The sequence below is a fragment of the Amycolatopsis sp. cmx-11-32 genome (assembly GCF_047608695.1).
In the GTDB taxonomy this organism is placed as follows: domain Bacteria; phylum Actinomycetota; class Actinomycetes; order Mycobacteriales; family Pseudonocardiaceae; genus Amycolatopsis.
Map to the genome: position 1 here is coordinate 116,259 of NZ_JADNQN010000008.1, position 23,968 is coordinate 140,226.

Genomic DNA, 23,968 nt, shown 5'->3' on the forward strand with positions numbered 1-23,968 from the left:
CATTCGCTCAGGATCCGTACAGTCGGCTGACCTGCTGTAGCTCTACCGCGTGACTGTTCACGGTCGCAACCTCCCGGTGGCCAGCACCCAGGCGGCGAGCACCGCCATCGGAATCGTCGTGAACACCGTGACGGCCGTGACGTTCACATCCGCCAGCAGGAAACCGGCCAGCAGACCCAGCACCATGTTGTTCCCGGCGTGGGCGAGGCTCGCCGTCCACACACTGCCGCCGCGCACCCGCAGCCAGCTCAGCAGAACCTCCTGGCACAGGAACGACAGCGTCCACACCGCGAGGCCCACCGCGACGTTCTCGAACTCGATGTATCCGACGAACGCGAGCGGGTAGTGCCACACCGCCCAGATCAGACCGGTCGCGCACGTCGCCGCCACTGGGCGGCCTTGGTACACCCGCTGCCGGAGATAGCTGGTCCACCCGAACTCCTCACCCCAGTAGATCGGTGCGAGCAGCGGAACCACGAGCAGCAGCACCGCTATCAGCGCCCAGCCGGGCAGACCGGCCACCTGGCCGTCCAGCGGGGACAGGCGCGCACCGAACAGCACGGCCACGGCGGCGGTGGCCGCGACGAGAGCGGCCGGCCCCAGCCATGCCACGAGGTACTGCGGCCACGCCTCGCGCAGCCGCAGCCGCAGGCCCGCGTCCGCGAATCCCTCACCGGTCACCCACCGCCGCACGACGAAGGCGGCCAGCGCCGGCGCGAACGCGAACGGCAGCTGCACCAACGGGTTCACCAGTGAGAAGCCGAGCGCCCACGCGCCGATCATGCCCAGCCACGCCAGGCCGAACGCGAGGCCGAGGAACACCGCCAACCCGCTCACACGGGTCTTGAGAACCATCATGTGCCAACAAGATCACCGGGATACGGGCGCGGTCACTGACAGCAAGGGGTCACTCGGAGGTAGTGCTAGGCCTACCTCCGGACTATGGCGAAGGGGCGGGACGCGCTCCGCCGAATGGATTACGGTTGGCCGGGTGATCAAGGCGGAACCGCGAACGGTGCGCGAAGCGCTTGCCACCAGGCGTTTCCTTTTCAGCGCCTGGCCGTGGCGCGCGTACGCCCACATGCTCGGTACGCCGGCGATCGCGTTCGTCGCGCTGATGCCTTTGGCGATACCCGCGGCGCCGTGGGTGCTGGTGGCGGTGGGCCGTCCGGCGCCGATGCCGTGGACGATGGCGCTGCTGCTCGTGCTCGTCGGCGGATTGCTGCTCACCGCGGCGTTGCCGTGGGTGGCGGCTCCGATGGCCCGGCTGGAGCGACGCCGACTGCGGCTGGTGGACGGCCGACCGCTGGGGGAGCCGCCGCGCGGACCCGTCAAGTACGCCGAGTCCGCGACCTGGCGAGCTGTCGCGTACCTGGTCCTGCTGGTCACCGTCGGTGCGCTGCTGTCGGCCGCCACCTGTGGTCTGCTGCTGTTCCTTGTCTTGCTGATCGTGTCGCCGTACCTGGTGGACGGCACTTCGCAAGTGACGCTCGGGTTCACCACCGTCACCACACAGGAAGCGGCGATCCCTTACGCCGTGGCCGCCGGCGTAGCCCTCCTGCTGTCGCCGTACCCGGTGGCCCTGCTGGCGTCGGCGAACGGCGCGGTGGCCCGTGCCCTCCTCCGCGACGACAGCGGACCGCTGCGCGCCGAGCTGGTCGAGGTCGCACGATCAAGAGCCCGGCTGGTGGATCTGTTCGAGACAGAACGCCGCCGCGTCGAACGTGACCTGCACGACGGCGCGCAACAGCGACTCGTCGGCCTCACCCTCCGGCTGGGATTGGCCAAAATGGACCTCCCACCCGATTCACCCGCGTACGCGGAAGTCACGGCCGCGCACGACGAGGCCAAGGAGCTGATGACCGAGCTGCGGGAGCTGGTCCGCGGCATCCATCCCAGGGTCCTCACCGACCGCGGCATCCCGGCGGCCTTGGGAGAATTGGCCGACCGTGCGCCCATTCCGGTGAGCGTGCGCACCGACGTGCCCGACCGCCTGCCCGCCCCGGTCGAGTCGATCGGGTACTTCGTCGTGGCGGAGGCGTTGACCAACGTGGCCAAACACGGTGACGCGACCGCTGCCGGCGTCTCCGCTTCCCATCAGGCCGGGACACTCGTTCTGGAGGTCAGTGACAACGGCGTCGGCGGCGCCGACCCGGCACGCGGTACCGGGTTGACCGGACTGGCGGACCGTGCGGCCGTGGTAGGCGGGCGGATGTTGCTGTCCAGCCCGCTGGGTGGCCCGACCGTAGTGCGCGTGGAGTTGCCGTGCCAGTGATTCGAGTCGTGCTCGCGGAGGACGGCGTGCTGCTGCGGGCCGGGTTGGCCGGGCTGTTGGAACGGTTCGGATTCGAGGTGCTCGCGCAGGTCAGCGACGCGGACGCGCTGGTGGTGGCAGTCGAGCGAACTCGACCCGACCTCGTGATCACGGACATCCGGATGCCGCCGTCGTTCACTGATGAGGGCCTGCGGGCCGCCGTGGCGCTGCGCCGGGCCGAGCCGGGACTGGCTGTCGTCGCCCTGAGCCAGTACGTGGAGCGCAGCTACGCCGCTGAACTGTTGGACTCCGGCGACGGCGCGCGGGTCGGGTACCTGCTCAAGGACCGGATCGTCGATGTGGAGGACTTCGTCGCGACACTGCGCCGAGTAATGGCGGGCGGCACGGTAGTCGACCCACAAGTGGTCCGCCAGCTACTGGTCCGTCGGCGTGACCCCCTGGCCCGGCTCTCGGCCCGTGAGCACGAGGTGCTGGCCCTGGTCGCCGAGGGCTACTCGAACGCCGCGATCGCGGCCAGGCTGGTCATCACCGAAGCAGCCGTTGGCAAGCACGTAGGCAACATCCTGGCCAAGCTCGACCTGCCACCGACCGAGGACACCAACCGGCGGGTGCTCGCCGTCCTGACCTACCTCCGAGCCACGGCCTTCTGACAAAGGACGCCCACACCAGCGCGTCGGCGACACTTTCAAAGACTGACCGCTCAACATCTCGCTCTGGTATCTGCTGTTTTTATCCGCTCATGCCGATTACAGGGTGCTCGTGACGCACAGACCGAGCCTAGACCGCCGAGTACACCGGGCAGTCGGTGGAGCTGATCACCATCGACTTCGACGGGGGCCGCTGGTTCGCCGGGCCCGAGGCGATGGCCTACGGCTTGGCCGAGGAGGTGATCGGTGGTCCGGCCGGGGCCCCGGAGGGCGGTGTGCCTAGTGCGGCTTTCACGTTCGAACGGCCAACGGGCAGTGACCCGCGTTGGCCCTGCCGCCGCTCGCGCTTCTCGGAAGACCGTACGGAACGAAGCGCGGAATGTCGTACCCACGTCCTACGGTAGGCCGATGGACTGGAAGATCGAACTCATCCCCGTTCCGGTGACCGACGTCGACCGGGCCAAGGCATTTTACGAGAAGGTCGGCTTCAACGCAGACCACGACCACAAAGTGCATGAAGGCCTGCGGTTCGTCCAGCTGACACCGCCCGGCTCGGCCTGCTCCATCGTGATCGGCGAAGGCATCACGGACAAGACGCCTGGCACGCAGGAGATCCAGGTCGTGGTCGCCCATGCGGAGGTGGCGCGCAAGCAGTTGCTCGACGCCGGTGTCGCCGCGAGCGAGGTGGACGTGCAGCCGTGGGGTAGCTTCGTCTACTTCCGCGATCCGGACGGCAACAGCTGGTCGCTACAGGCAATCGAGTCACGCCCCACCGGCTGATTCACGGTCTTCATATCCGGCTTCGCCCTACCAGCCCTGGCTATGCACTCACATGCCGGAAGGAAATCCACCCGTGACCACTTATCTGCTTGTACCCGGCGCCTGGCACGGCGGCTGGTGGTACGACCCCGTAGTCCCCGCTCTCAAGGAGGCCGGGCACACCGTCGTCGCGCTCACTCCCATGGGCCTGGATCCGGACGTGAACCCGCCACAACAGGTGATCACCCTGGACCACCACGTGCACCAGGCCATCCAGGCACTACGCGCAGTTCCCCCAGAGGTGGACGGCAAGCGCGATGCCGTCCTCGTCGGCCATAGCTACGGCGGAAGCATCATCAGCGGTGTCGCGGACGCCGAATGCGACCGAATCCGAGCACTGGTCTATCTGGACGCCCTGATCCCTGAAAACGGGGACTCCAGCTGGTCGATGACCAACGACGAGGAGCATGCCTGGTACGTCGACGGGTCGGCCCGTACCGGAGCTTTCGTTGATCCCTTGCCGTTTTTCGACAAGCGTGCACGCCCGCACCCGCTGGCCACCCTGATGCAAGCCGCAAAACTCACGGGGGCATGGCGCGACGTACCCGTCAAGCACTATGTCGAAGCGACAGGCTGGCCCGGCGAATCCCCGCTCGCGGCGATGACGGCGAAAGCACGCGCCGACGAAGAGTTCACTGTGCATACCTGGGATACCACACACAACTTCATGCACAACGCTTCAGAGCTCGTCCTGAAGCTCATCGTCGACCTCTAACCGGGGACCCTACTCGCAGGTGCCGCGACCTCGGTGCAGACCACACACGGAATGAGGTTTCGAGGACTTGCCGGGATCGGGCAACTGGCCGATCCCAGCGAGCCCGGTGCCCGCCGACCAAGTACCACCGAACGTCCTCTCGTGCCGCTTCGCGGGTGTTGTCAGTCTTTGTCGGTGATGCAGAGAACGGTGATCTCCGCGTTGGCGATGTCGGTCAGGACATAGGTGTGATCCCACGCCACGTCCTCGAACCAAGGAGTCCACACTTCGAGGCTGGTGTCCAGACAAAGTCCTCAAAGCGGTTCTGGGTCAACACCTCGGTGGCGGCACCGGAGAGTGCCATCGCGTCGCTCGACGGTCCGCGGTATCGCTCGTATGCGCCGCCGATGAGGATCACGTCGGCCAAGACGCCGTCCAGGCAGCGTGATCCGGCTTGCTGTCGCTGAAAACTGCCAACCTCGTGACGAAACGGACTCGGGATCTGAAGTTCGCTGAGTTCCTCTCGGAGCACCTTGCTGTCAGAGAGGACACGAAGAAGTTCGTGCGCCTCTGTTTGGCGGCGAGAGCGGAACCAGGCCTTCGTGTCCGAATCGCCGACCAAGCGCCAACGGCCGAACAGGGTACCCGCGGTTCACGTGGATCGCCGCCACTTGCTCCAGGTATCGATCCAACGCCGGGGCGGTCACGAGCACGGATGCCCAAGTGATGCCGTCCCGCTCGGCGATGACGTCGGGCAACTCGGGGCGCGGATCGTTCCCAGCCGCTCTCGTTCCGGTGGTTCGGCACGCGACGAGTTTGACAGCCACGTATGTTGATTCTTCTGCGGCACGTCCACCTCGTCGTTCACCGCGATTGGGCTCCGTTTCGTCTCCGTTTGCTCCAGTGTGCCGAAAGTAGGCTCCTGTTGGCCCTCGCCGGTGGCCGCACCCTGGTGGGCTCCGGTCGCGGCGCAGGGCGAGTTCCGGTTCGGGAGCGGCAGACGCACCCAGCGTAAATACACGCTGACACAAGCGCCCGCTACGTCGGCTCGTCGGTCGTCGCCGCTCAGCGCACCACTGAAAAAGCCCGCGCATGTCGTGCCGGACGAGCGCGGTGACTCATGACATGGCGATGGCGTGCTCTGCAGCTGGACCAGCTTACGCTCCAGAGCTAAAGAAGACCGGGACCGTCGCGGGCGCCGCTGCGGTGAAGAACCGAATCGTCGACGTCGGTGTCGTAGCGCGCAGGATGGCTCGCGCCGGGTCGGTGCCAGGGTGGCGCAGGTCGTCCCACCCCAGCACCGATCGTCCGACGGTCAGTCCTCCACGGGGGTCCACTGTTCGGCTGGAGACCGGCCGGGCAGCGGCTGCCCGATGAGGGCGAGCGGAACGAAGAAGTTCACCTGGCCGATGGCCATCGCCACCGTGGCCAGGGCTTTGTTGTCGTAGTGTTCGGTGGCCAGTGCGTAGAGCTTCTCGGGCACCCGTTCACCGTGCGATGCGGGCCGCAGGACGGCTTCGACCAGGGCGAGCGCGACGCGTTCGGCGTCTGTGAAATAGGGGGCATCACGCCAGGTCGCCACCGACACGATCCGCTCCTCGGATTCCCCGGTGGCGCGCAGGTTGCCCGCGTGCAGGATGGCCAGGTAGGTGCTGCCGACGAGCTGGCCGGCACGCAGCTGAATCAGCCCGATCGTCGTCCGCGGGACCGAGCCGTTTCCGGTGGCTTTGAATAATGCGGCACCGACCTCGCCGAGCTCGGGGACGAGCTGCTGGGGGTTGGGCAGACGGGAGCCGCTGCGCTGCTGGATCGTGAGGTTCGCGTTCATCGTTTTCCTTCTCTGTAGAGGTGAATCCGTCAGGGGTCGGTCTGGTCAGGCGGGCCGGGACCGGCGTCCCGCGGCGCCGAGTGCGCGCAGCGAGGCAGTGGCGGAGCTGCCCTGGGGCAGCCAGGCCCGCGCGGCGAAGGTGGCGGCGGCGAAGGACAGCGGCATGGCCCACTTGTCGGGGCCGTCGCCGACGGCCACGTGCGAGGCGGCGGCACCGCCGTAGACGAAAACCAGTCCGGCGTAGGCCCACTCCTTGGTGCGAGGGTGGCCGGGCGTCAGGATCGCGGCGAGCGCGGCGGTCTTGGCCACGCCCAGGATGGTCGCGAAGTACATCGGGTAGCCGAGGCGGTCGAAGGAATCGCGGACATACGAGATCCGAGCCAGATCCCAGTAGGCTCCGACGGCGGTTTCGGCCAGCACGGCGGTCACAGGAACCCAGCGAGCGAGTTTCAGGCCGCGGGAGATCATCGACGTGGTGCGGGTGGACATAGTGTGTTGCTCCTGATGAGTTGGTCGGTAGGTAGCGGGTCAGGCGGCCGTGGTGAGCGTGGTGTCGGTCGCGGCGCGGTGTACGGCGGCGGCCAGTCGTGCGTTTTCGGGGGCGTTGAACCCGAAGGCGGCGCGACGGCGGGTGTAGCCGTAGGTCAGGCCGCTGTGCGGGTCGGCGAATCCGTCCGAGCCCGCCGAGCCGGTGTGCCCGAACGCGTGGGCACCGAGGAACGGATACAGCAGGCTCTTGGCTTCGAAACCCAGTGCGTACGGCGCCTGCGTGCCGCGCACAAGGTCCGCGCCGACGGAGTGGATCGTGGAAATGGTGGCCATGGTGTCCAGTGACAGCAGCGCAGGCCGTCCGTCGACGCCGGTGACAGCCGCCGCGTACATCCGTGCCAGACCACCCGCACTGCCGACACCGCCGGCCGAGCCCTGCCCCAGGCGGCGCAGCTTCGCGTCGTTGGGCAGCGCCATGACGTCGGCGGGAGTGAATCCCCGCGCATTGAGGTTGTAGGAAATCCCGGCTACGCCGTACGGGCTCGGAGAGTTGGCGGCGAACGCCGCTTCCATCTCCGGCGTGGCCCGCCACGGTGTGATCGGCAGGTACCGGTGATCGAGTTCCTCAGGCAGGCCCAGGTAGACATCCAAGCCGTAGGGAGCGCGCACGCGCTCCTCGAACAACTCCTGCACGGTGCTACCGGCGACCGCGCGGACCACCTCGCCGAGGATCGCGTACATGACGAACCCGCCGTAGCCGTGCACGGTGCCCGGCGTGAACCAGGGCCGCTGCGCGACCAGGCGTTCGGCGATGACCTGTTCGTCGGCCAGTTCAGCGACGGTGAAACCGCCATCGGCGCCGACGATTCCGGATCGGTGCACGAGCACGTCGCGCACGGTGATCTGGTCCTTGCCCGCCGCGGCGAAGCGGGGCCAATAGTGGGCGACCGGTCGGTCGATGTCGAGCGCGCCGTCCTGGATGAGCAGCGCCATCACCAGCCCGGCGGCGCCCTTGCTCGTCGAGTGCAGGCCGGTCAGCGTGGTGTCGGTAACCTCCGGACCCGCCCACAAGTCCACTACCTGACGGCCGCGGACGTACGCGGCCACTTGCGCACCGGACTCCCCGTTCTCTTCGGCGACGACGGCGGCGAATTCTGCACGCACCCGCTCGTATCCGTCGGCGACGGTGCCGTGTACTTCGATCGCGTTCATGGTGATGCCTCCTTTCGGATCGGCTTCTGCGGCACTGACGTATGCCACGAGCAGAACGTGACCGCATAAACGAAAGCCGCTGGCAGGAGCACTGATTCCAGTTTCGGGTACCGCGGCGGCCATGCGATACGGGTACGCACAACGGATACAGTCACGTTTGTCCGCTCCGATTCGTCATCGGTACAAGACACATCGAGGAGGACTCCGTGCACGATGAGCAGTTGCTGGCCGACTGGTTCGAGGCCCACCGCACCCACCTGCGGGCGGTCGCCTACCGGATCCTCGGGTCACTCACCGAAGCCGACGACGCGGTTCAGGAGTCGTGGCTGCGGCTGGCCCGCACCGACACCACCGATGTCGGCAATATCGGCGGCTGGCTGACCACCGTCGTCGGACGCGTCTGCCTGGATATGCTGCGCACGCGCAAAACCCGCCACGAGGAACCCCTCGAAGCCGCCCACCTGCCCGATCCAGTGATCGTCAGCGAGACCACACCCGACCCCGAACACGAGGCACTGCTTGCCGACTCGGTCGGCTTGGCGCTGTTGGTGGTGCTGGACTCACTGAGCCCGGCCGAACGGCTCGCCTTCGTCCTGCACGACATGTTCGCCATGCCCTATGACGAGATCGCCCCGATCGTGGACCGTACCCCGCAGACCGCGAAGAAACTTGCCAGCCAAGCGCGGCGACGAGTCCAGGCCGCCACCGTGCCCCCCGGCCCGGACCTACCTCGGCAACGCCGCGTCGTGGACGCCTTCCTCACCGCCGCCCGCGGCGGCGATTTCGACGACCTGCTCCGCCTGCTCGACCCCGACGTGGTGTTGCGCGCTGATGTGGGCGAGGCGATGCGCGTGATCCGGGGCGCTACCGCCGTAGCCGGTCAGGCCGAAACCTTCCGGCGCATGGCCACCGCCTGCGCCACTCACTCCGCGATCGTCAACGGCCACGCCGGGCTGGTCAACACCCTTGATGGCAACCCGTTCTCGGTCATCGACTTCATCGTCACCGGCGGCCGCATCACCGCCATTGACATCCTCTCCGACCGCGAACGCCTCGCCGACCTGGACCTGACCGCGGTCCTCGGGTAGCTGTGTCGAATGGGTCGTGAGTATCGACTCCAGCGTGGTCCGGGCGCATCGGCATTCCGCCGGGGCCCGGGAAAAGGGGGATGCAGCAGGCATCCGCTCCCGGTGGCGAGCCTCGCGCAGACAGCGCAGACAGCGCAGACAGCGCAGACAGCGCAGACAGCGCAGACAGCGCAGACAGCGCAGGCGGCAACCGGCGGCCGATTCAGCCTCGGTTTAGGGCTTGGCTCGAAGGACTTTCACGAGCCGGTATGCGGCGTTGAGTACTCGCCGCCGATCCGACATTTGCGCGAGTACCTGACTATCTTGCGCCAGGTGTTCGCCGGTGAAGCCGTCGCCTACGTGGGCGAGACCCTTGAGCGCACCTACCTGCTGTGTCCTCTGTGGCCGGTGGTGAGAGTGTGCCGATCATGGTCGCGGCGATGGGACCACAGGCGTTGAGGGTAACCGGCGAGCTGGCGGATGGGACATTGCCGTTCTTGGCCGGTCCGCGAATATTCTCCGAGCAGATCGTCCCGGTGCTCACCAAGGCGGCTGAGGCCGCCGGTCGACCAGCGCCCAAGGTGCTGGCCGCGGTTCCGGTCATTGTCACCGACGAGCCGGAAGCCTTACGGACTATCGCCGTGGAGCAGCTGGCTTTTTACTCTCGGATTCTTTCGTACCAGAAGGTCTTGGCTGCGGAGGGAGTCGATCACCCGGCAGATCTGGCGATCATCGGTGATGATAAGACGGTCACCGACGGACTTCGGCGATACTACGATGCCGGGGCGACCGATATCTTGGCATCCAAGACGGGCCTCCGGTCTTCAAGCGACCGACTGCGGACGTGAAAGGTGCTCGGAGGACTCGGCCGGCTCGGTCGCCGGGACCGCGTCCGTGGCGGTCGCCGCAGCCTCCAGCATTAGGCGATCACACCCTCAATCCCGATCCGGTGCTTTGTCAGTGAGCCGTTGGCGTGACGGAGGCGTGTCGTTTCGCTGCATGCGGAGCGGCGAGGGCGCAGCACCGGTTCGGGGATCCGCCAGGCTGCTCAACGATGCCTTTTCTGGCCGATCGATTATGCATTCCTTATCGTTGGTCGGTAGTGATTGTCCGGCCAGGTACGGCACTGCCCAAAGTCGAACGGTCGCCGAATCCCGGTGACCGTACTGCCGGGCTTTCTAGGATATAGGCAGGTGTACGGGCCACATCTCGAGTATGTTCAGGCTGTGAATAGTGCTACCGGTGTGTCTTATGCTTCGATCCTTTGGGCTTCGGGGAGAAGCAGTGGTACCCACACCAGCAGGTACAGACTGCGGAAGGCGGCGTCTGTCCAGCCCGCTGGTGATCGCTCCCAGAATCGGCGCGGAGACGGCGAACGCCAGCGCGAAGGCGGTGACCAGCTGGCCGGCCGCGGCGATGCCGACCTCGAGATCGTCGGCGATCCGGGGAAGCAGCCCAGCGATGACAAAGCCGTCGGTGCCGACCGCGAACATGGCGATCGCCAGTGGTAGCAGCTTTCCGAACAGCCCGTTCTTCTTGTCCATTCGTACGTCTTCTCTCGTCGTGTGATCGGCTGGCCCGAACTCTGCCCCCGCTCGCTGTCCGGATGCTTTCTGTGCGCTTTCCAATGCTCAGAGGCGCTTCGCAGTACTGTGGGCTAGTGTAGTTCGGCGTGTTGGGACCACTGATCGTATAGCAGGAAGACGGGGAACCGGTGACCTTGCCGTCTGCTGATCTGCGGTCACTGCTGGCGGTGTTGCTGGTGCATGAAGGCGCACCGGTGCCTGTGGAACGCCTCGTTCGTGATCTGTGGCCCGACGCCGAACGCGACAATTCCAGCGCGCGCTGGACAACGCGGCCGAGCAGGGGCCACGGAAACCGCGTTACGGCTGGTGAACGCCCTAGCCTGGTATCTCCAGCTGCGCGGCAGCGTGCGGCAGGCGGCTCGCTGGGCAGGCCGGGCTCTCGCCATCCCAGGTGACGTATCGCCGGAACTGCGCGCGCGGGCGGGAAGCTGGGAGATCGGGATCTCGATCCTGCTCGGTGTCGAATCCAAGCCGGTCAGCCATGTCCGAAGCGCGATCGAGAGCTTCGACGGTGCTGACGACCCACTCGGACTCGCGATGGCGCAATGGTTCCTGGGATACGTCCTGCTGCACGTGGGACACCTCGATGTCAGCGAAGAACTGGCGGAACAATCTTCTACGGGCTTCCGATCGCTCGGTCATGACTGGGAAATCGCCGTCTCCGCGAGTCTGATCGCCCATCAGGCGATCCTGCGGGACAACGGGAAAACCGCCGCCACGGCCGCGGAGGAGGCGTTCGCCGGCTTTCGTGCGCTGGAGGACCGCGGCGGCGAACTCCTCACCATTTACCCTCGCGCCGTCCTCGCCGAGCACGACAAGGACATCGCGACAGCCGAGCGCCTTCATCGTGAAGGGCTCGAATTGGCCGGGCGGCTCGGCTCGGCGCGGTGGCCCGCGAACCGGCGCGGACAACGTGCCCGCTATCTTCGGTGAACTCGGCGGCATCGGTTTCCGGGGACAGGTTCGGGGGTGCTGGACGCGTCATAGAGAATCGACTGGACTGTTCGCGTGGGGGTCTCCTAACTGAAGCCGGGATGAAGTCGAGGGGCGTACACTTGGTATATGCATGCGTTTCCGCGGCACTTCCCGTACGCGGAAGCTCTGTCGTGAACGAGACGTCCTAGGGAACTTCGTGAAGAAAAATAAACTCTGCTCTTTCTGTTCAAGCTGACTGCTGCTCTCGCGGTGCTGTTCTTTCTTGTCTGCCCAGTCGTCATTGGCCTATTCTGAGATCTCTCGATCAGACGTCGAACCGCAAACCGTTGCTTGCGAAGATCGGATCGGCGTCTTCGCTTCGATTCGTGTGTGCAGGGACATGGCCGTGAACGCAGCCTTCCGTAACTGTGGAGGGTGGAGTAAGGTATACGTTGAACTGGACTACATTCATACCATCTGTCCCAGTGGCGGTATATGGGTCCAGCTGGGAACGAAGTGCGACACGTCGCGGAGTGACTTCCTCACGGGGATCACGGCATCGGGAGAGGTGTCGTATGTGCAGGCAACCCGGTAGCCACGAAAATGAGCCCGATTGTGGCTGTCTAGCGATGTGAGTCGGGCGGCTCTGGAAAGAAAAAGTGAGCTCATTGCTCGCTCGGAGAGCCGGCAGTTTCAAGATCCGATTGTTGAGGCGCCCGCCTGAGCCTGGCGGGAGCAGAGGAGGATGATGTGAGGAAGCTATTTACGCTGGCAGGCGCGGCCGCGGTGGGTGGCACGTTACTGCTCACAGCTCCGGCGAATGCCGCGCCGGTATGCCCTGAAGGCTGGGCATGTATCCAGCTCGGCGTCGCCACCGGCGGTCCCATGGTGCGGTTCAATACCGAGAACTGGCAGAACTTGGATAACCCGTTGTCTGAGAAGGGTTTCACGCTGGTGAACAACCAGCGTGACGGCGACGATGCGTGCGCTGCAACCGGCCCTGCCGGTACCGGAGCCGGCTTCTGTGTACTGCCTCATCGCCAGTTAACGGTGCGAGACGTCGTCGCCCGGTCCGTACGGGGATAGATTCCGATACCCGCCCGAACAACGGTCCACCGGGCGCGTGCCTCACAGCGCGAACGCAACGCGCTAATGGTGCAAAGAGCTGGGACCGCACCAGCCTTCCTGGTCGGTGCGGTCCCAGCCATCGCATCAAGGAGCCATGCCAATCCGTCGGCACGATCGGTCGACGCGTGTCCTCGCGAACATGTTCGCCCAAGTCTGATCAGGCTTCGAAGTGGTTGACGGGCCGAGTTGCGAGCCCGGTGACCTGAATGGGACAGATGAGTGAGCTGGTCACCGCCCATCCAGCGGAGCGGACGTTGACGGTGAGCTGTCAGCTATCGGCCTTCTTTCTTCGTGGAGCCCGCTTGCGCACCGGCTTCGCGGAAGCTTCTTTCGACGATTCCGGTTCACTGACGTCGGTCTGACCGTTGACGGCCTCGGCGTTGTCGAATGCCTCGAAGATCTTGTTCGGGATGCGTCCGCGTTCGGCGATGGCGTGACCGATCGACGCTGCCCACGCACGCACCTGCTGATCGCGCTCACGGTCGGCTGTCATCTTCGCGCGATTGCCGCCCTCGGTGGTCGGCTGACCGGCGGCCACCCGAAGCTTGCGCCCGCCGGTACGTGTGCCGGCTTCGATGTAACGCTCGAGTTCGTCCCGCAGTGCTTGGGCGTTCTCGTCTGAAAGGTCGATCTCGTACTGCACGCAGTCGAGCCCGAAGGGCAGCGCGGGTCTCTGCGCCACTGCGTCGTGCAGGTCAATCCGATCTGCTCGCCGGCTGACCCGATGAGATCTACGCCGAATACGCACCGCCCGAGATCGGCCCGGCGGCGCCCTTCTTCACACACCCGCCGAACGGTGCCATCGCGTATTACGACAACGCCTGATCCGAGAGGTCGGTGATCCTGCTACCCAGCGGTGTGGCCGGTCAATTCCCGGACCACCGTTGCGAATGCGGCGACCAGGGGGTTTCTGCTCGAGATGAGGAAGGCGAACGCGATCCGCAGGGGCTCGATGTCGGTGATCGGCCGCCAGACGAGGTCTGGTCGCGCGTAATATTCGGCCATCGACGCCGGTCCGATGCAGATGGCCAAGCCGCCCGCGACCTGCTCGAGCATTTCTTCAACGTTGTTGAGCCGATCGTTCCGCCGGGCGGGCGGCCGGTGCCGGGGAGGCGCCGGTTCGATCGAACTGAACACACTCCCGTGGTGTGTCGAACACCAGGGTAGGGAGCTGGGGGTATGGAGACCAAGCAGTCGAGGTGGCGGGTCAACGCGTCGTGCCGCGACACCGATCCGGACGGTTTGTTCCGTCCGGGGGGCGGAACACAACCGGGCCAAGGCGGTCAGCTTCGGTTTCCCGGTCAGGACGGAATGTCTCGCCGAAGCGCTCGGTGGCCGGATCAACTTCGGTATCTGGGGAGGTATGACCGAACGGGAACGGCGGGCGCTGCTGAGGCGGCGGCCGGACGTGACCAGCTGGGCGGACCTGCTTGAAGCGGCGAGACGCAGCTATACCGGAATGGGTGCGCTTGGGACCGGCACGTAGGTCTAGGTGGTGGCCCGCCACAGGCTGTCGGCCTGTTCCGCGGGGTGGCCGGGTCGGCGAGGAGGATGTTCGTCCGCGGCTCGCCTGCCGTCGCCTGCAGTCTGGGGTCGATGGCATACCGGAACGGGGTTGTGCCGTGCTCAGCAGCGAGTCGAGGATACGATCCGCCCTCGACGAAAGTTCATCTCGCCGCAGACTCAAGGCGTTTCTCTTGGTGAGGATTCCCTGTTTCAACTTCGGATACACGCGAAATCGAAATCGACCTGGTGCAGGCCATGGTATCCAAGTCATGCCGCTCTTCGGTGCCGACGGGATGTGTTCGACGCCTGCGTTTGCTCCCTCCACGCTTGTCGTCATGGCGGTCCAATTAGCTAAGTAGGCGATCGCCGCAGAGTCAACTCAGTCTTCTTGATGGAAGCTCTTCGGTTATGCGCTTGTCCAAAAGGGGCCCGACGGAAGTGATCTGCAACGAATCCTGAGCGACGATTCGTACTTTCGACACAGAATCTCCGGTCGCCTACTGGTGGAGCACCTGCGAGCGGTCACCACTTGATGTGTTCGATGCGATCGAGATGTTCCTCACCCCAGGCCCCGAGCGGTGTCATTGCGGTGTTGAGACTCTTTCCGAAATCAGGGAGGGAGTACTCCACCTTGGGTGGGACCTGGCGGTACATCACCCGGTGAACGAGGCCGGCGGTTTCCATCTCGCGCAGCTGCATGATTCCGGCCGGCAGCCGGACACCGCTGGATCGACGTCGTCGGCCAGGACCCGCATGTGGGCGGCGCGCAGTTCTTCGCCGGGATGGACCCCCAGCTCGTCAGCGAGTCGGCTGGCGATCGACGCGTACGTAGCCAGGGCTTCGGCCTGACGGCCAAGGACGTGGAGGACGTTAATGAGCTGTACCCAAAAGCGCTCACGGAGGGGAGCTTCGGTGGTCAGCCTGCGGAGTCTGCTCACCAGGTCGCGGTGCTCGCCAAGACGCAGCTTGACGTCGATGTAGGCTTCTTCGGCCTGCAAGCGCGATTCCGTAAGCCGACGGAAATCGGCTGATGGCGAGTAGTCGAAAGCGACGTCTTCGCAGGGCTCGCCGCGCCATAGCTCGAGCGCCGCGTGCAGTAACCGCGCGCGCTCGGAGTCGTCACGGCTGCTCGTCGCGGCGGCGACCAACTCCTCGAATCCTAGAAGGTCGAGTTGATGCGGAGTGATGGTCAGCTGGTATCCACTGGGAACAGTGTTCAGCAGGTCACGGGACGAGCCGAGTGCGGCGCGCAGTCGAGTCACGTAAAGCTGCACAGCCCGGCGAGGACACTCCGGCGGGTTCTCGCCCCACAATCGACAGGTCAGCTGAGTGATCGTCACAGGCCTGTTGGGCCTCAAGAGAAGAGACGTAAGCAACACTCGCAATTTTGGACTGCTGATCCTGACCGGCCCATTCCGATTTTTCACGCTCAAAGAGCCGAGAATCGCGAATTCGAATTCCTGTTCTGGTTTCCCGTGCGCATGGCATGAGCTGTCTTCAACCCCCAGCATAAGACAAGCTTCTCCTGTGTCGTCCGGTTTTCGAAGAAGTTTCCGCCGATCCTGAAATTAAGTAGATCTGAGGCGGTCATAGTTGATTCTTATCGGTCGGCGCGGGCCCCGCAAGCGGAAGCCGATGATTCTTCGGGCGCGACCGATGCAGGGTGATACATGATCGCGGAGGAGGGAGCCGCGGACCGGACTAGAGGCCGGGTGTACCGCCTCATCGCCGAGATGTCCTGGTCTCCGCAGCTCCCGCTGGGACCCGGGCGGCCGCGGAGACCAGAACTGCGCGGCCAACGGCGGATTCTGTCGGAGGCGGCGCCCTACCTTCACGTGTCCGGCTGGGGGACCCGAACGGGAAGGCGTGGCGCCGCCTTGGCCGCGGCTACCGACAGAAGGGGGTCGACGTCGAACCGGGAGCTGGGCGACGTGGAACCAAGTATCGACGCCAGCGGCTTCACGCTGGCTTCGGTCGAGCACATGGCAGGCGCGACCGCGAGCGGTCACCTGACCGACTGTGGATGGAGTCGCCGCGATGCCCCCGGCGTATGAACGCGGGTATTGGACCCTGATTCGTGCCGGCGCTTGCCGGGAGCAGGCCACTCCGGAAGGAAAGACTATGGAAAATCGAAGCACACCGCTCGACAGAGCGTCGATCCTACGGGCAGGCGGTATAGGGGCTGCGGCGCTCTTGGCTACTTCACTGGCTGGCGGGACAGCCTCCGCCGCGCCAGGGGCGACGCGCGAACACCCCAACAAATTGCTCCTGAGTGCCTGGTTTCCGGGAGTTTGCTGGAAGAAGCCGGAGCCGCGAACCCCACGGTGTCGTCGGTCCAGTCCGGTGGTGGTGAACGGACTATTTCGGGCTATTACGTCAAAGACGTGCGACGATGCCGCCGGGCACTGCGTTACTACTTCGCGAAATCTCCTACGCTGCGTGGGATCTGGCCGCTGATTGGATTGGGAGACCAGGCGATGACGGAGCTGGACGGGTCCAGCTCGACCACGATCATCGTCCAGGTTAAAAGAGTATTCCTCTCCGTGCAGTACGACGAAGCCGGCAAAGGTTTCTTTGGTGTCGCAGGACAAAGCCATCGCCTTCCTGCCTGCGGCGAGACGTTTCTTCCGCGGCCGGGCATCGTGTTCCTCGACGTCACGGACATCCCTCCCCGTACTTCAGCGCTGGCCTGGCATGTCAACAGCAGCCAGCGTCCCGCCGTCATGGCTATCCGGCAAGCAGCCGAGAAGGTGTATCCGACCGGCTTCTGAGCAGGGCAGCACGGTAGTGGTTCTCCTCCGACAGCGCCACTGCGCCGCCATGATCTGTGCAGTGGCGAGTCGGGCGGTGAGCTTTGGCAACTCTCGGAGTTCGTGGCGACCGTGCGCAAACGGGCAGCGTTGAGCCCTTCGTGCCTCGGAGGACCAGCCAGACTAACTCTCCGATAGTCCCTTGAGGACAGTCAAGGACGTCAAATGAATCCGCTACCCGCGTGAACGAAATCGGCTGATGGCACCCGAAAGGGGTGCCATCAGCCGACGGTCCTTCGCTCAGGTCGTTCTCGTCCGCCTCTTGCCTAGGCTGAAATCAAGGACTCAGCGGACTGCCTTGAGGGCGTTGACCAATCCCTTGCCGTAGAAACCGGCGCCGGTGGCCCCACCTTCGCAGACAGCGCGGAACTGACCGGTGCCACCCGGGTCATGGACACCACCTGCGGGGCAAGGCAGGACCTCCGCCCCAGCTTCAGCTGCTACCTTGAGGGCGTCGCCGAACAGCGCCGGATCGCGGCTCAAGTGCAACGCCAGTACGCCGGTGACGTGGGGTGCGGCCATGGAAGTGCCTTGTAGGTAGCCGTACTGCCCGCCGGGCAACGTGGAGAGCACCTGCCCGTTGGCGTCCGGGGTCGCCGGGATCTGGAACCTCCTGTCACCACCAGGACCGGTGAGATAGGCGAGTCCCGTGCCGTAGTTCGAGGCGTAATAGCGGGACTTCGCCGCCCCGACCGACGAGACTCCGACGACCCCCGGCAGTTCGGCGGGAAGCGTCAGACAGGAGGCGTCGGTGTTCCGGGTCACGGTGGGGCCATTGGTCGGGCTCTTCGAGTCGACGATGTCGTGGGCGAGGTCCCAGTTGTTGTTGCCCAGAGAACTGACCGCGGTGACCAAGCGCGCTGTGGCATACCGGACGGACCGGCGGACCGCCTCGGTGACCGCCGCCTGGTCGGGATCCGAGTTACACCACAGGTACCACGGGTCGATCGCGAGCGAGGTGTTGGCGATGTCGACGCCGTGATCGGCTGCCCAGATATACCCACAGATCGCGGATTCGGGGTAGATGAAGCCTTCTCGGCCGCCGACCTTGATCGAAGCGAGACGGACATTCGGCGCGACGCCGGCGACACCGATACCGTTCTTGGCCGCCGCCACGATGCCGGCCACGTGCGTACCGTGTCCGACGTCGTCCTGCCAGGCCGCTTCCGTCCTGTCGGGCACTCCGGCGTTGGCGCAGTTGACCGATGCGGCCTTGTCTATGTTGACCTTCAGGTCAGGGTGCGACGAGTCGATGCCGCTGTCCAGGATGCCGACGAGCACCTCCCGGCTACCCTGGTTGACCTCGTTGGCCTGGTCCGCGCCGATGAGCTTCATGTTCCACTGGTTGGCGGCCAGCGGTTCGGCCGCAGTCGAGGTGCGCTGATCGCCAGGGGTGTGCTCATCGAGCCTCGGCACGATGGATGCGGGAGCCTGAATTCGAGGTGCCAGTTCGGCCTTGTTCCTCGTAGCGCCGACTCCGGCGACACCATTCTCCTTCCGTACATTGGTGGCGAAGTCCGCTCGCTTGGAGCGTGCGATGATCACCCCGATCTGTGGCCATCGCTGCACGATGGAACCCTCGTGGGCGATGATCGCCATCTCGGCCAAGTCGAACGGCGCGGCCTTCGGCACGAGGACCGCGAAGTGCGCCCCGCCGGTCGTGTCGATCGGGAGCGACGGCGCGGCGTCAGCCGACGGGATCGCCGCCAGGCTGAGTCCTGCCGCGAGTGTTCCGGCGACGGCGAGCCCCTTGGCGCGCCTCATCGAACGGAAAGTGAGCATGCGGAAGCAAACCTCCATGATGAATTCCCCAGTTACGGTGCCGCGGCCGCACGACTATACGGCGGATATACGCGGTCGAGTCAGACTGGCAGCGGTGAACGAGCGCACGCAAGGGTCTGGCCATGCATAGTGGACCGGTGTCGATATCGGGGTGTATATGCTCTCCGTGCCTTTAAACGCGATCATATGCGCGGGTCGGAGACGTGCGCGGCGGCAAGAGACCAGCGCATTTCACCACGTTCCGTGTGAACCAGGCTCTCGAGAACGCGTCGTGAGCGCCGAAACAGACGATCTGGTCCGATATGACGTGCGGCTGGACACTTCGCCGCCACGGAGGCACGCTCGGCGATGAAAGCAGAAGGTGGACATGAGGATTCTGACGGTGCTCGCCGTCGCGCTGGCGGTTTTGACCGGCTGTGCAGGCGTTCCGGCCGACAAACCCGAGAGCACGACGGCCGGCCCGGCCCGCGCCTATGTCGAGGCCGTCAACGGCAAGGACTTGGAGCCTTTGGTCGCCGCGTTCACCGAAGAGGGTGAGGTCGTCGAAGTGACACGGCGGATCAAGGGGCCCGACGCAGTCAGAATGTGGGCGTCGGACGAGGTCATCGGCGGGACGCTTCGGGTCCTGCGGCCAAGGTAGATCTCAGTGGCGCGGCACTCGACGCTGAGCATGCCGATCAGCGTGACCGGGGATGGCGTCATTGCCCGTCGGGATACCTGCGTTCATGCTCAGGTGGCCCTTGGGACGACTGCGTGGAACTGCGGTGTGACGCTATGCGTTCACTGTTACCGCTACTGAGATCGGCCGATCTGATTACCCGCAGATGATCGTAGCTGACGCCGGCACGAAGTGGGATTGAAGCCGCGGGAATTTATGATGCTCTAGTCGGCAAGGTAGTTGGTGTTCACTCGTTCGACCTCTTGTCGATTTTCGTCCATCGCATAGCTCTCATGAAAAGGTGAAGGTATTGAGTGTCGGCCTTGTTCGCGGCTTCCTGGCTAAATTAGCAATCGCTTTTGTGGCCATCTTTTTGTGTATGTCCAGTCAGCAGGCTTTCGCGTCTCCGATGACGCCGACGTCTGCTGACGAAAATCAGACGGTGGCGTGCGAGAACTGGATCAAAATCGCTAATCCGTATCGCGACGGCAAAAATATCACCGTGCACGGTGAATTCCGTAACTGTGGGGCCTGGAGTAAAGTGTGCGTCGGGGTGAACTACTTCCACGTTATTTTCCCCGGCGGTGGGCAGTGGGTGCCACTGGGGAAGAGTTGCTCTTCGTCTACGGGTGATTACCTCACTATCCTCACCGCCACAGGAGGAGTGTCGTACACTCAGGCGCAAGGTTGGATTACCGGCTTCGATCATTCCGGACGACCGGTTTCTACTAAGACGAGTCCAGTAGTGATAGCGTAGTGGACCGTTTTATCGGCATGTCACATAGATAGCGACCTTGTGTCGCGCCTCGGTGCCCTGTCAGGGTGAACCGTCACGGGTTGGGCCCGCTTCGCGGGTCGAGTTCCCGCGCGAAAGAGCCGACGCCAGTTTCAAGATGTCATTGGCCTGCTTCAGTTCCTTGTTCTCCCTGCGCGGCCGGTCCAGTTTTCGCGCTCGGTCGCGGCCAGTTCGCCGGCCGCCCCGCGGGCGGGGTGTCCTGCTGGAAAGCTTTGACGATCCACACACGCAGTGCTTCCGGGTGCGCATAAGCCATCGGGCCGATGGCGTACGCGGCGGCATAGGCGGATCCGTACTCGTCCAGCCGATCCAGAGCCAGCAGGACAGCCTTCTCCCGAACCTCGGGCGGGTAACGCTTGGGCATGGTGACCCATGATCTTCAGAAAGGAAGCGGCCCCCAACCCGTGACGGTCCGCTTAGATTTGATGGCACTTTTTCGATGATCTTGGCACCCGGTTGACACCTTGCGGACGGTCGCGCCCGTGATGAAACGGCGTGGGGGAGGGCGGATCGTCCCGGTCAGCTCGACCGGGTGAGAGCACGGCAGGGCGGGTGATCGGCCGTACGAGGCGGTGTCGGGGGCGGCCAAGTCTGCCCTCATCGGGCTCGCCCGCAGTCTCGCCGTCGAGCTCGGCCACGAGGGGATCCTGGTAACGTGGTGAGCCCTGGCGCCATTCGGAGCCCGTTGCTCGATCAGTTCCTCGGCGAAGCGGGGGTCAGGGCGCTGGTCGGCACGGCTGCGAGCGGGAAGGTCAGCACGGCCGACGACATCGCGGCTGGCATCCTTTTCCCCGGCTCTTTCGCGAACGGCAACACGACTGGAGCCACACTGCCGGTCGATGGTGGGGTTTGAGTACCTCCGTCAGAGGTCGTGCGCGTTCCAGCCAGGCTCCAGAGGCGTGCTCCTGGGGATCGGAACGGCTGTGACCTCACCGGGCCAGACACGTTGCCCGGCGAGGTGGTGTGCGAAACCGGGGTCGGGCCGAGTGAAGGAACGAGGGGATCGCAGCCATGTCCAACCTGAATCGGCGGCAGGTACTGCCAGCTCCGGTGCGGCCGTGGCCGCACCGGACCTGGGCGCGCCCGGCGCCGTCGCACGCCTCGTGCCCGGCGCCGAACTGTTCTCCGACGACGACCTCGAGATGCTGCTCAACACCCTTGAGCACACTTTCGACGGCGAGGCGGTCCGCCGGGAGATAGCGTCCGATCCGAGCTGGAGGAACGGCGTTTAAAACCTGCTCTGTGAGTTCGCCGAGTTCGTTCTCATGCGCCGTCTCTCCGATGACTCAGAGTGACATTGGTCGCACCGCCTTAATGGGTTGAGACCCATCGGATTGTGTCGGCGTGAACGGGCGTCGGCCAAGAAGCCGAAATGAAGGTGCCTGCGGCTAACTTCTCCGAAGGATGCAGGGTCCTTCATTTCCTTGAGGCATCCGCGCTGGACCTGCGCGACGAACATCGCATTGGGCTTGGCTCGTGACCCGTTGGTGAAAGCGGTGAGACAACGATGATTCAGGCCGATTCGTTCGAACGGTCAAACTTGCCAAGAAGAAGGAAACGGTCATGTCGCTCTTGAAAAGATCCCTGGCGGTCGTGGCGATCGCGCTGTCCACTGTGGTCGTAAATGTGCCTTCGGCAGACGCCGCCACGGGGTACGATCGATGCCTTCCGGATCGTATGTGTCTGTTCGCGGAGGAGGACGGCCAAGGTGCGATGGCGTACTTCCAAATCGGTTCGCCGGACTTGGCGTTGCAGGACTTCGACAACCGTACTCGGAGCTGGCGTAACCGGCATACGAGCGCGTTCTGTATGTATGTCAACATAAACTACGACAACAGCGCCGGTGCGGGCACTTTCCAGGCGGGCACCCGGGGGAACGTCAGCGAAATCAATAAGTATAGCTCGCTTCGGCGCTGCTGAGCGCGGTCTATGGGTCACCTGGCCAGGTGGCCCATAGACCGCTACGGCCGACGCTGATCACGTAAAGTGATGTCGTCATTGCACCGCAGCTTGTTGATCATGTAATAGACGTACCATTCGATAGTAAGCTGTATATTGTATGAGGCCAGCAGGAACTCTGCGAACGTTATGTCGAGATTTCGCAGCGAGGCGGAACCGCGTTCGTGCAACCAGGGCGCGCGTAGACGGAAGCAGCGCACACGGCTATAGCGTCACGCGCGTAGCACTTGTCATCTGGATGCCAGGTCTCACAGTAAATCGCCGAATAGCGATAGTGCTTGTGGCGGCGAGTCGGGGCAGCGGGCATAATGGCCGCCTGGATACTTGCATAGCGGAAGTTCTGCGGAGTAGGTTCCTGTTGCGACGTGCAACGGTTCGTTCTCTCATCGTGTTAGGCTCTGGCGATTCGACGCGGCTCCCGCTGGCTGGCTGTCGTTGTGATGCTTGCCCTCGGCGTTGTATCGTTGAGCTCTGCATCCGCCGCACCTACCGGACCTGATGCTGATGCTGATGCGTCGCCGGCGCCGAACCCTGTGGACGCCGCGTCCGCTGGCCTGACTGCGTCACACAATGTTCGTAACACGGTTTCGCGCATCGCGAAGCCCCACTCGAACCTGGCTACCGGCGAAGGGCGATACAACAGCACGATTGAATGGTGAACAAAACCCTGACGGGCTCGATCACACTGCCAAAGACCGCGAACGCATATTTTTTTAGCATTTGGGTTCATGCCCGTGACCAGTACTGTGGAGCTGCTCCCTGAAGGAGATCAGGGTGGTTCTCTTTTGAAGGACCCTGGGGATGCCGGTGAGGTAGCTTCGCGCCCATTCCCCGACGGCAAGAAGTACTTTCTCGGTGATCGTAGACCTGACTTTGCGGCTCACAATCCGACTTAGCAAGACCCAGGTTGATGGCAAAGTCCTCGACGTCGGACCGGACTGCAAGACGCAAAGCCCGATGATCATCAAGATCAAAGGCCTGGTCGGACTGCAGGACACGGCGCCGCCTACCACGCTCAAGAGCTGGGGCTGGCCGCGGATGTCGCGGCGGCGTACGAGTCGGACCGGACGTCGTGGCGCCACCGCGACTACGTGCGCACGAGGATGGGCGTGGTCTACCAGCCCGCGACGGCGCGGGCGGTGGCCGAGGACGCGATCCGCACGGCGGTCACGACTAAGGACAATCCGGCCGATCTGATCAAACGTCGCGTTGGAGGAGCTGGTCCGGGCGCGGTGTGAGCTGCCGGGGTTCACCACGCTGGACAAGATGGTCTCGACGATCTCGCACCGAGACGAACACCGCGTTGTTCGCGATGGTCGCCGCGGCTGGACGCGGCGGACCGGCGGCGGCTTGCGCGGCTGGTGTGGCTGGACCCGACGTCGCGGCGCAGCGAGTTCGACCGGCTCAAGACGCCGTCGAAGGCGGGGCCGGAGCTTGCCGGTGCGGTGACATCGCTTGTTATTCGACATGCCACGGCGCCGCAAAGAAACCTCACATCGCAGGTGCAACCCGGCGGTACGTCCGCCACGTCTTCGATGCATGCGAAGATCGTGGTTGTCGAGCTTTCCGGTGAAGTTGATCCTCTTCGGTTTGGTAATCGTGGCCCTGAACGCCGCGTGCGGTCCGCCTCGCCTGGGTAACCGGATCGCGCTTCGTCTTGGGAGTTGGGTAGGGGTCCAGGGGGAAAATCTCCACCTCGCCTACGTCTCGTTGCGGGACGAGCGATGTCCGATGGGTGTCCAGTGCGCTTCAGGCCGGGCGCGCGATCGTGACGATGTCTTACGTGAAGCCGCAGAC

Annotated in this window: 26 protein-coding genes and 1 pseudogene; 16 read left to right on the forward strand and 11 right to left on the reverse strand. The window is 64.6% G+C overall.

Features of this window, described 5'->3' with window-relative positions; translation table 11 throughout:
- Positions 1-57 precede the first annotated feature (57 nt).
- Positions 58-858 (reverse strand): CPBP family intramembrane glutamic endopeptidase, encoded by an 801-nt coding sequence (locus ACM6LR_RS24135; protein WP_414944546.1) that lies wholly within the window; start codon positions 856-858, stop codon positions 58-60.
- A 133-nt stretch (positions 859-991) separates the two neighbouring features.
- Between ACM6LR_RS24135 and ACM6LR_RS24140 the strand changes: the two genes are divergently transcribed.
- The 4 genes from ACM6LR_RS24140 (at position 992) to ACM6LR_RS24155 (ending at position 4,456) form a co-directional block, all read left to right on the forward strand.
- The gene (locus ACM6LR_RS24140; protein ID WP_414942848.1) at positions 992-2,275 is read left to right on the forward strand and encodes a histidine kinase; all 1,284 of its coding nucleotides are present in this window, start codon (positions 992-994) and stop codon (positions 2,273-2,275) included.
- Positions 2,275-2,925, forward strand: a complete 651-nt coding sequence (locus tag ACM6LR_RS24145; RefSeq protein ID WP_414942859.1) for a response regulator — start codon at positions 2,275-2,277, stop codon at positions 2,923-2,925. The genes ACM6LR_RS24140 and ACM6LR_RS24145 overlap by 1 nt, the downstream gene beginning before the upstream one ends.
- A 405-nt stretch (positions 2,926-3,330) precedes the next feature.
- Positions 3,331-3,702 (forward strand): VOC family protein, encoded by a 372-nt coding sequence (locus tag ACM6LR_RS24150; protein WP_414944547.1) that lies wholly within the window; start codon positions 3,331-3,333, stop codon positions 3,700-3,702.
- Positions 3,703-3,775: 73 nt separating this feature from the next.
- Positions 3,776-4,456 (forward strand): alpha/beta fold hydrolase, encoded by a 681-nt coding sequence (locus ACM6LR_RS24155; RefSeq protein ID WP_414942846.1) that lies wholly within the window; start codon positions 3,776-3,778, stop codon positions 4,454-4,456.
- Between the two features lie 1,294 nt (positions 4,457-5,750).
- Here the strand turns inward: ACM6LR_RS24155 and ACM6LR_RS24160 are convergent.
- The 3 genes from ACM6LR_RS24160 to ACM6LR_RS24170 are packed head-to-tail and all read right to left on the reverse strand — an operon-like array spanning position 5,751 to position 7,964.
- Positions 5,751-6,263 (reverse strand): carboxymuconolactone decarboxylase family protein, encoded by a 513-nt coding sequence (locus ACM6LR_RS24160; RefSeq protein WP_414942845.1) that lies wholly within the window; start codon positions 6,261-6,263, stop codon positions 5,751-5,753.
- Between the two features lie 45 nt (positions 6,264-6,308).
- Complete coding sequence (locus tag ACM6LR_RS24165) at positions 6,309-6,752, reverse strand: DoxX family protein (RefSeq protein ID WP_414942844.1); 444 nt, start codon at positions 6,750-6,752, stop codon at positions 6,309-6,311.
- A 39-nt stretch (positions 6,753-6,791) separates the two neighbouring features.
- The gene (locus ACM6LR_RS24170; RefSeq protein WP_414942843.1) at positions 6,792-7,964 is read right to left on the reverse strand and encodes a serine hydrolase domain-containing protein; all 1,173 of its coding nucleotides are present in this window, start codon (positions 7,962-7,964) and stop codon (positions 6,792-6,794) included.
- 206 nt (positions 7,965-8,170) lie between these two features.
- Between ACM6LR_RS24170 and ACM6LR_RS24175 the strand changes: the two genes are divergently transcribed.
- The 3 genes from ACM6LR_RS24175 to ACM6LR_RS24185 are packed head-to-tail and all read left to right on the forward strand — an operon-like array spanning position 8,171 to position 9,879.
- The gene (locus ACM6LR_RS24175; protein WP_414942842.1) at positions 8,171-9,052 is read left to right on the forward strand and encodes a sigma-70 family RNA polymerase sigma factor; all 882 of its coding nucleotides are present in this window, start codon (positions 8,171-8,173) and stop codon (positions 9,050-9,052) included.
- 9 nt (positions 9,053-9,061) lie between these two features.
- On the forward strand, positions 9,062-9,490 hold the full coding sequence (locus tag ACM6LR_RS24180; RefSeq protein WP_414944548.1) for an LLM class flavin-dependent oxidoreductase: 429 nt from the start codon (positions 9,062-9,064) through the stop codon (positions 9,488-9,490).
- Positions 9,460-9,879, forward strand: coding sequence for an LLM class flavin-dependent oxidoreductase (locus tag ACM6LR_RS24185; protein WP_414942840.1), 420 nt, complete (start codon positions 9,460-9,462; stop codon positions 9,877-9,879). Before ACM6LR_RS24180 ends, ACM6LR_RS24185 begins: the two co-directional genes overlap by 31 nt.
- Positions 9,880-10,209: 330 nt before the next feature.
- Here the strand turns inward: ACM6LR_RS24185 and ACM6LR_RS24190 are convergent, their stop codons facing one another.
- Positions 10,210-10,575, reverse strand: a complete 366-nt coding sequence (locus ACM6LR_RS24190; protein WP_414942839.1) for a hypothetical protein — start codon at positions 10,573-10,575, stop codon at positions 10,210-10,212.
- Positions 10,576-10,923: 348 nt separating this feature from the next.
- Between ACM6LR_RS24190 and ACM6LR_RS24195 the strand changes: the two genes are divergently transcribed.
- Both ACM6LR_RS24195 and ACM6LR_RS24200 read left to right on the forward strand, forming a co-directional pair.
- Positions 10,924-11,550, forward strand: coding sequence for a hypothetical protein (locus ACM6LR_RS24195; protein ID WP_414944549.1), 627 nt, complete (start codon positions 10,924-10,926; stop codon positions 11,548-11,550).
- Between the two features lie 732 nt (positions 11,551-12,282).
- Complete coding sequence (locus ACM6LR_RS24200; protein ID WP_414944550.1) at positions 12,283-12,618, forward strand: hypothetical protein; 336 nt, start codon at positions 12,283-12,285, stop codon at positions 12,616-12,618.
- A gap of 310 nt (positions 12,619-12,928) precedes the next feature.
- On the opposite strand, the gene ACM6LR_RS24205 is transcribed toward ACM6LR_RS24200, so the two are convergent.
- Positions 12,929-13,303, reverse strand: coding sequence for a histone-like nucleoid-structuring protein Lsr2 (locus ACM6LR_RS24205; RefSeq protein ID WP_414944551.1), 375 nt, complete (start codon positions 13,301-13,303; stop codon positions 12,929-12,931).
- 203 nt (positions 13,304-13,506) lie between these two features.
- A complete protein-coding gene (locus ACM6LR_RS24210; protein WP_414942835.1) occupies positions 13,507-13,797 on the reverse strand; it encodes a LysR substrate-binding domain-containing protein in 291 nt (96 codons plus the stop codon).
- A 42-nt stretch (positions 13,798-13,839) separates the two neighbouring features.
- Between ACM6LR_RS24210 and ACM6LR_RS24215 the strand changes: the two are divergent.
- A pseudogene (locus tag ACM6LR_RS24215) lies at positions 13,840-14,146 on the forward strand (WhiB family transcriptional regulator).
- 542 nt (positions 14,147-14,688) lie between these two features.
- Here ACM6LR_RS24215 and ACM6LR_RS24220 read toward each other — a convergent pair.
- Complete coding sequence (locus tag ACM6LR_RS24220; protein ID WP_414944552.1) at positions 14,689-14,865, reverse strand: winged helix-turn-helix transcriptional regulator; 177 nt, start codon at positions 14,863-14,865, stop codon at positions 14,689-14,691.
- Entirely contained in the window at positions 14,820-15,593 is a 774-nt protein-coding gene (locus ACM6LR_RS24225) for an AfsR/SARP family transcriptional regulator (protein WP_414944632.1), read from the reverse strand. Before ACM6LR_RS24225 ends, ACM6LR_RS24220 begins: the two co-directional genes overlap by 46 nt.
- Positions 15,594-16,457: 864 nt before the next feature.
- Here ACM6LR_RS24225 and ACM6LR_RS24230 point away from each other — a divergent pair.
- Positions 16,458-16,937, forward strand: coding sequence for a hypothetical protein (locus tag ACM6LR_RS24230; protein ID WP_414944553.1), 480 nt, complete (start codon positions 16,458-16,460; stop codon positions 16,935-16,937).
- A gap of 324 nt (positions 16,938-17,261) precedes the next feature.
- Here the strand turns inward: ACM6LR_RS24230 and ACM6LR_RS24235 are convergent, their stop codons facing one another.
- Entirely contained in the window at positions 17,262-18,740 is a 1,479-nt protein-coding gene (locus ACM6LR_RS24235) for a S8 family peptidase (protein WP_414944554.1), read from the reverse strand.
- Between the two features lie 385 nt (positions 18,741-19,125).
- Here ACM6LR_RS24235 and ACM6LR_RS24240 point away from each other — a divergent pair, with 385 nt between their 5' ends.
- Both ACM6LR_RS24240 and ACM6LR_RS24245 read left to right on the forward strand, forming a co-directional pair.
- Positions 19,126-19,398 (forward strand): hypothetical protein, encoded by a 273-nt coding sequence (locus tag ACM6LR_RS24240; protein WP_414941187.1) that lies wholly within the window; start codon positions 19,126-19,128, stop codon positions 19,396-19,398.
- A 319-nt stretch (positions 19,399-19,717) separates the two neighbouring features.
- Positions 19,718-20,173, forward strand: coding sequence for a hypothetical protein (locus ACM6LR_RS24245; RefSeq protein ID WP_414941186.1), 456 nt, complete (start codon positions 19,718-19,720; stop codon positions 20,171-20,173).
- A gap of 139 nt (positions 20,174-20,312) precedes the next feature.
- Here ACM6LR_RS24245 and ACM6LR_RS24250 read toward each other — a convergent pair whose 3' ends face one another.
- On the reverse strand, positions 20,313-20,576 hold the full coding sequence (locus tag ACM6LR_RS24250; protein ID WP_414944555.1) for a hypothetical protein: 264 nt from the start codon (positions 20,574-20,576) through the stop codon (positions 20,313-20,315).
- A 694-nt stretch (positions 20,577-21,270) separates the two neighbouring features.
- On the opposite strand from ACM6LR_RS24250, the gene ACM6LR_RS24255 reads away from it, so the two are divergent.
- The 3 genes from ACM6LR_RS24255 to ACM6LR_RS24265 all read left to right on the forward strand — a co-directional run bounded on the left by ACM6LR_RS24255 (position 21,271) and on the right by ACM6LR_RS24265 (position 23,409).
- The gene (locus ACM6LR_RS24255; RefSeq protein WP_414944556.1) at positions 21,271-21,444 is read left to right on the forward strand and encodes a hypothetical protein; all 174 of its coding nucleotides are present in this window, start codon (positions 21,271-21,273) and stop codon (positions 21,442-21,444) included.
- A gap of 331 nt (positions 21,445-21,775) precedes the next feature.
- Positions 21,776-22,132 (forward strand): peptidase inhibitor family I36 protein, encoded by a 357-nt coding sequence (locus tag ACM6LR_RS24260; protein ID WP_414944557.1) that lies wholly within the window; start codon positions 21,776-21,778, stop codon positions 22,130-22,132.
- A gap of 1,130 nt (positions 22,133-23,262) precedes the next feature.
- A complete protein-coding gene (locus tag ACM6LR_RS24265; protein ID WP_414941182.1) occupies positions 23,263-23,409 on the forward strand; it encodes a hypothetical protein in 147 nt (48 codons plus the stop codon).
- Positions 23,410-23,968: the final 559 nt, after the last annotated feature.